The organism is Staphylococcus sp. GDY8P47P (genome assembly GCF_016892225.1).
Lineage (GTDB): Bacteria > Bacillota > Bacilli > Staphylococcales > Staphylococcaceae > Staphylococcus > Staphylococcus borealis.
The window spans coordinates 1-5,593 of record NZ_JAFENV010000052.1 but is presented as its reverse complement, the minus strand read 5'-3'; the positions used below and the strand labels follow the sequence as shown (position 1 = coordinate 5,593).

8 protein-coding genes are annotated in these 5,593 nt (G+C 31.5%); 6 read left to right on the top strand and 2 right to left on the bottom strand.

Annotation, left to right across the window (positions count from 1 at the left end; all coding sequences use genetic code 11):
- The first annotated feature begins 330 nt into the window (after nucleotides 1–330).
- Both JVV30_RS12875 and JVV30_RS12870 read left to right on the top strand, forming a co-directional pair.
- Complete coding sequence (locus JVV30_RS12875) at nucleotides 331–651, top strand: GNAT family N-acetyltransferase (RefSeq protein WP_305954530.1); 321 nt, start codon at nucleotides 331–333, stop codon at nucleotides 649–651.
- A gap of 99 nt (nucleotides 652–750) precedes the next feature.
- Entirely contained in the window at nucleotides 751–1,452 is a 702-nt protein-coding gene (locus tag JVV30_RS12870) for an HAD family hydrolase (RefSeq protein WP_204194349.1), read from the top strand.
- 56 nt (nucleotides 1,453–1,508) lie between these two features.
- Here JVV30_RS12870 and JVV30_RS12865 read toward each other — a convergent pair whose 3' ends face one another.
- Both JVV30_RS12865 and JVV30_RS12860 read right to left on the bottom strand, forming a co-directional pair.
- On the bottom strand, nucleotides 1,509–2,171 hold the full coding sequence (locus JVV30_RS12865) for a deoxynucleoside kinase (protein ID WP_049395837.1): 663 nt from the start codon (nucleotides 2,169–2,171) through the stop codon (nucleotides 1,509–1,511).
- A complete protein-coding gene (locus JVV30_RS12860) occupies nucleotides 2,164–2,781 on the bottom strand; it encodes a deoxynucleoside kinase (RefSeq protein WP_053017854.1) in 618 nt (205 codons plus the stop codon). The genes JVV30_RS12865 and JVV30_RS12860 overlap by 8 nt, the downstream gene beginning before the upstream one ends.
- A 63-nt stretch (nucleotides 2,782–2,844) precedes the next feature.
- Here JVV30_RS12860 and tadA point away from each other — a divergent pair, with 63 nt between their 5' ends.
- The 4 genes from tadA to JVV30_RS13355 form a co-directional block, all read left to right on the top strand.
- Nucleotides 2,845–3,318: a tRNA adenosine(34) deaminase TadA gene (gene tadA, locus JVV30_RS12855; protein ID WP_033079562.1), complete on the top strand. Its 474-nt coding sequence runs from the start codon at nucleotides 2,845–2,847 to the stop codon at nucleotides 3,316–3,318.
- Nucleotides 3,319–3,453: 135 nt separating this feature from the next.
- Nucleotides 3,454–4,323 carry a Cof-type HAD-IIB family hydrolase gene (locus JVV30_RS12850; protein ID WP_075140401.1) on the top strand — a complete coding sequence of 290 codons (870 nt, stop codon included), beginning with the start codon at nucleotides 3,454–3,456 and terminating at the stop codon, nucleotides 4,321–4,323.
- 22 nt (nucleotides 4,324–4,345) lie between these two features.
- Nucleotides 4,346–4,912, top strand: a complete 567-nt coding sequence (locus JVV30_RS12845; protein ID WP_075140402.1) for an NADPH-dependent FMN reductase — start codon at nucleotides 4,346–4,348, stop codon at nucleotides 4,910–4,912.
- A 316-nt stretch (nucleotides 4,913–5,228) separates the two neighbouring features.
- Nucleotides 5,229–5,593: YSIRK-type signal peptide-containing protein (locus JVV30_RS13355; RefSeq protein ID WP_239469384.1), on the top strand; the 365-nt coding region annotated here is incomplete at its 3' end.

The window sequence follows — 5,593 nt, the reverse complement described above, 5'->3', positions numbered from 1 at the left end:
TTAAATTGACAACTCAACATAAAGAAAAATCACCCCGGTGTTAGATTAAAAGTCTAATTTTCGGGGTGAATTATTTATATCAATTTTTAAATTACACAATCATAAATTTCGCTCAATTAAATCAACGTAGGCAAATGATAAATGAAACGGTATTGGTTCGCGTAGTTTTGAAACTTAAAAGATATTGAATAAGTTTGTATAATAAAATATAAAGATGATTGGGGGGATTGAATGAAATTTAAACTAATTACTTATTTCGATGAAAGCTATATTGATTCAATTTACGAAACATATCAATCAGTTGGTTAGTTAAAACATGATAAAGATAAGATACGAAAAATTTTCGAGAATAGTACGCACGTAGTCTTAGCAATTTATGATAATAAAGTCATTGGTTTTGCTAGAGCATTATCAGATGGTGTATTCAATGCAGCTATTTATGACTTAGTTGTTAATAAAGATTTACAAAATAATCAAATTGGTATGCATATGTTTAAACACATTCTTAAGGAAATAGGGTCAGTTTCATGTATCCATTTAATCTCAACTATCGATAATTTAGAATTTTATCAAAAGGCTGGATTTAAAAAATTGAAAACTGGTATGGTTATATATCAAGATAAACGCCTAACAGATACATATACTGAATAATTGGTAGATGGAATATTAAATCATTCTATTGGGTCTAAAATAAAAATTTGTATTACAATAGAAGAGTTAATAATCATAATTCACAGGAGTGTTATGAAAATGGAATGGATATTATTTGATAAAGACGGGACTTTAATAGAATTTGATAAGAGTTGGGAGAAAATTGGTATAAGATTAGTGGATAGTCTTTTAGATGAATTCTCAGTAGCTAATAAAGAAGTTGCACATCGACAATTAGGTGTTCTTGATAATGCAATCGTTCCTGATTCTGTAATGGGTTCAGGGTCACTAGATGAAATGATTAAAGCTTTTAATAACGTTGTTGGTAAAGATGTCTCAACTTGGACACGTAATACGAGCCAGGAACTTGTTGATACACGTGTGCCAGAGAACAACTGGATTGATGGTGTGTATGATATGATTCAATCTTTAAAAAAAGACGGCTATAAAATTGGAATTGTTACAAGTGATTCACGAAAAGGAGTATTGCAATTTCTTGAAGATACCAATTCTAAAGACGCTTTCGACTTAGTTATCTCCACAGAATCACATGCAGCGGAAAAGCCAAATCCAGCAGTATTAAATCCACTGTTTGATTCTTATGATGTCAAACCTGAAGATGTAGTTATAGTAGGAGATACTAATAACGACATGAAAACAAAGGTTAATGCTGAATTAGGTTTAGCAATTGGTGTGCTTACTGGTATAGCTAAAAAAGAAGAGTTAGTAGATGCTGATGTGATAATAGAGACAGCTGTGAGTGTGCCCGAAGTCTTAAAGCAATATATTGAAAACAAATAAGATAAAAATGTAAAAACGCTACACAAAGAGTTTGAAATGTGTAGCGTTTGTTTATGTTAACGATTATCTACCTTGCGATAAGTATTAATTACATGAGCAATTTTATCAATAATTGGGTCTAAAGAGTCTAGGTTTTCATGAATATCATATTCGTTGATGTTAACGCGCACGACCGGACAGGCATTAAAGTTATTTATCCAGTCATCATAACGTTTGAATAACTTTTGCCAATACTCAGGATCCGTATTAATTTCCATATCACGACCACGTGCTTTGATACGCTCAATTACTTCATTGTAGTCGCACTCAAGATAAATTAATACATCAGGTTTAGGGAAGTAAGGTGTCATTACCATTGCATTGAACAACTCAGAATATGTTTTAAAATCATCTTCATTCATAGTACCTTGTTCTTCATGCATTTTCGCGAAAATATCAACATCTTCATAAATAGAGCGATCTTGAATGAATCCACCACCATATTCAAACATACGTTTTTGTTCTTTAAAACGTTCTGCTAAAAAGTAGATTTGTAAGTGGAAACTCCAACGTTCAAAGTCATCATAAAATTTATCTAGATAAGGATTATGATCAACATTTTCAAAAGAGGTTTTAAAATTCAATTTGTCAGCTAAAGCCTGTGTCAATGTCGATTTCCCAACACCAACGGTACCAGCAATGGTGATTATTGCGTTTTGAGGTACTTTATAATTATTCATGTTCAATTGCTCCTATCATAGGTCTTATTTTTTCTAAAATTGATTGATAATCTGAGTCATTTTTAACAAAATCAATTTCACTTGTATTAATTAAGACGACATTTGCGCCTTCGCTTTTCATGGCATTATAAAATGTTAAATAATCTTCTTTGAGATTCAATAAATAGTCATCCTCAATATGATGTTCAAAACTACGATTACGTTGAGCTATTCTTTGTTTCAGAACATCCAAATCAGCATCTAAGAAAATAATCATGTTAGGCATTTCAAGATCTTCAGTTAAAATATCGAAAATGCGATCAAATTTATCAAATTCATTATTACTCAACGTGTTACGAGCGAAAATTTTATTTTTATAAATATGATAATCGCTAACAACACCTTGAGTCATTTTAGCGATATCTTTTGCCTGTTTATATCGATTACAGAGGAAAAACATTTCTGTTTGAAAACTCCATTTAGAAATATCATCGTAGAAGTCAGATAAAAATGGATTTTCATCAATTATTTCTTTTTCTTCATAGTAATTTAATGTCTGGCTAAGCTTATGAGTTAGGGAAGATTTACCTACACCAATTGGCCCCTCAATTGCGATAAATGGTTTGTTCATAATCACATCTCCAAATGTTAAAATAGACAATGAGTATTGTATCATAAGTGAGGTATAACACACATGGCAAATGATGAATATTACATGAAATTAGCGATTGAAGAAGCTAAAAAAGCTCAAAAACTTGGAGAAGTTCCTATAGGCGCAATCATAGTTAAAAACAATGAAGTCATAGCAAGTGCACATAACTTAAGAGAAACTGCGCAGCTTCCTACGGCTCACGCAGAACATATCGCTATTGAACGTGCTTCAAAAGTAGTTGGAAGTTGGCGTTTAGAAGAATGCAAATTATATGTGACACTTGAACCGTGCGTCATGTGTGCCGGTGCCATTGTGATGAGTAGAATTCCTAAAGTGGTATACGGCGCTACTGATCCTAAAGGTGGATGTAGTGGTAGCTTGATGAATCTATTAGAAGAATCTCGATTTAATCATAGAGCTGAAGTTATTAAAGGCGTACTTGAGCAAGAGTGTGGTGATTTATTACGAAACTTCTTCCGTGAGCTACGATTAAAGAAGTCTAAAGCGAACATGTAAGCGTACAAATTGAGCTATATTTGTTAAAATAATACACGTGAATTAAGTGTTCAAGTTGAGATTTTAAATTTTAACTTTAAGATGTTTTTTTAAGATAAATAGCAATTAATTAAGAGAATGAAACGAGGTAACTGTATGATTAAATTAATAGCAACAGATATGGATGGCACATTGTTAAATGCTGCACATGAAATTTCTCAAGAAAATGTTGATGCAATAAAATATGCACAATCACAAGGGATAACAGTTGCCATTGCGACAGGTCGTGCATTTTATGAGGCAAATACACCTGTAGCTGAGACAGATTTAAGCGTACCATATATTTGTTTAAATGGTGCAGAAGTACGTGATGAATCATTTAATATTATGAATACGTCTAATTTAAATCATGAATTAGTGGAACGCATTAAATCAATTCTAGATAAAAATGACGTATATTATCAAATTTATACTAATAGAGGGATTTATACAGAAGATCCAACCAAAGATTTAGATATTTACTTAGATATTGCTAAACAAGCAGGACAAGAAGCGGATGTTGAAAAGATTAAACAAGGCATTCAAAAGCGCATAAATAATGGGACATTAAAAGTTGTAAATAGTTATGAAGAAATTGAAGATATCCCGGGCGAATTAATCATGAAAGTGTTAGCTTTTAATCCGGATTTAGAGAAAATTAATGCCATTGGAGTAGAACTTTCAGCTATTCCAAGTTTAGCTATTTCATCATCTTCACGCGGAAATCTTGAGATTACACATTTTGACGCGCAAAAAGGAATCGCGTTAGAGTCTATTGCTAATCAATTAAATATTGATTTAAAAGACGTTATGGCTTTAGGCGATAACTTGAATGACGTATCAATGCTAGAGCGTGTAGGTTATCCTGTTGCAGTAGAAAACGCTATGCCTGAAGTTAAAGCAGTTGCTAAATATGTAACGGACACAAATGAAAATAGTGGTGTTGGAAAAGCCATAACAAAGTTATTGAAAGAAGAAAATAATTAATATTAAGAGGTGTATAGTAGAAATGGAAGGACTTATAATTGTTGGTAGTGCCAAAGTTGGCTCACATACAAATGCGTTAGCTAAATATTTAGTGGGACAGTTTGATACACATGATTTAGATGTTGATATTTATGATTTAGCAGAACGCCCATTAAATCAATTAGACTTTTCTGGGACAACGCCGTCTATCGATGAAATTAAAACCAATATAAAAGATTTTCAAGAAAAAGTAATGGCAGCAGACTTCTTAGTACTTGGAACTCCTAATTATCATGGTTCATATTCTGGCATCTTAAAAAATGCATTAGATCATATCAATATGGATTATGTCAAAATGAAACCAGTAGGATTAATCGGTAATAGCGGAGGTATCGTAAGTTCAGAACCATTATCACATTTACGTGTTATTGTACGCAGTTTATTAGGTATCGCTGTGCCCACACAAATTGCTACACATGACTCAGACTACAGTAAACTTGACGATGGTACATTATATCTTGATGATGACCAATTTCAGTTGCGTGCAAAATTATTTGTAGACCAAATTGTATCATTTGTGAATAATAGTCCTTATGAACATTTAAAATAAATTGTAATAATGTTAAAAAACACATTTATAAAGGAAGAAACGAGTTTAAAGAGCGATAGATATCGCTCTTTTTTTATTTAACGAGAAAGATTGTATATCATTTGGAGATAATTATAACTTGTTTAATTGAATTGACTTAAAAATATTAAAGACACCTATCTATTGTATGACCTAATATTTACTTTTTTATTGTAAAAATTTTTAAAAGTGTTGTGTTAAATGATAAAATGCATTATTATAGAAGTGTATTTGCATATAATATTATATGTAGTTTACATTTTAAAATGTGAATAATTTAATTATTAGGAGGTAAGCTATGAGTAAAAGAAGACAAGGACCAATTAACAAAAAAGTAGATTTTTTATCCAACAAATTAAACAAATACTCAATTAGAAAATTCACTGTAGGAACAGCATCAATATTAGTAGGAGCTACTTTATTATTTGGTGTTGGAAATCAAGAAGCTAAAGCAGCAGAAAATAATACAGAAGACACATCAGTACAAGCAAGTGACGATACGTCATCACAAGAGGATGGTGTTAAACAAAAAGGTGATGTTCAAACGAGTGAGCACACTACAAATAATAGTGACTTTCCTGAACAAACTGATATAACAAATGAAAATAATACTAAAGAAGAACCAACTCAAGAAGATACTAAAGTAGAAACTACTAAAGAAGA

Coding starts and splice junctions, on each gene's coding strand:
- JVV30_RS12870 (WP_204194349.1), top strand. CDS start 751: ATGGAATGGATATTATTTGATAAAGACGGGACTTTAATAGAATTTGAT.
- JVV30_RS12865 (WP_049395837.1), bottom strand. CDS start 2,171: ATGAATAATTATAAAGTACCTCAAAACGCAATAATCACCATTGCTGGT.
- JVV30_RS12860 (WP_053017854.1), bottom strand. CDS start 2,781: ATGAACAAACCATTTATCGCAATTGAGGGGCCAATTGGTGTAGGTAAA.
- tadA (WP_033079562.1), top strand. CDS start 2,845: ATGGCAAATGATGAATATTACATGAAATTAGCGATTGAAGAAGCTAAA.
- JVV30_RS12850 (WP_075140401.1), top strand. CDS start 3,454: ATGATTAAATTAATAGCAACAGATATGGATGGCACATTGTTAAATGCT.
- JVV30_RS12845 (WP_075140402.1), top strand. CDS start 4,346: ATGGAAGGACTTATAATTGTTGGTAGTGCCAAAGTTGGCTCACATACA.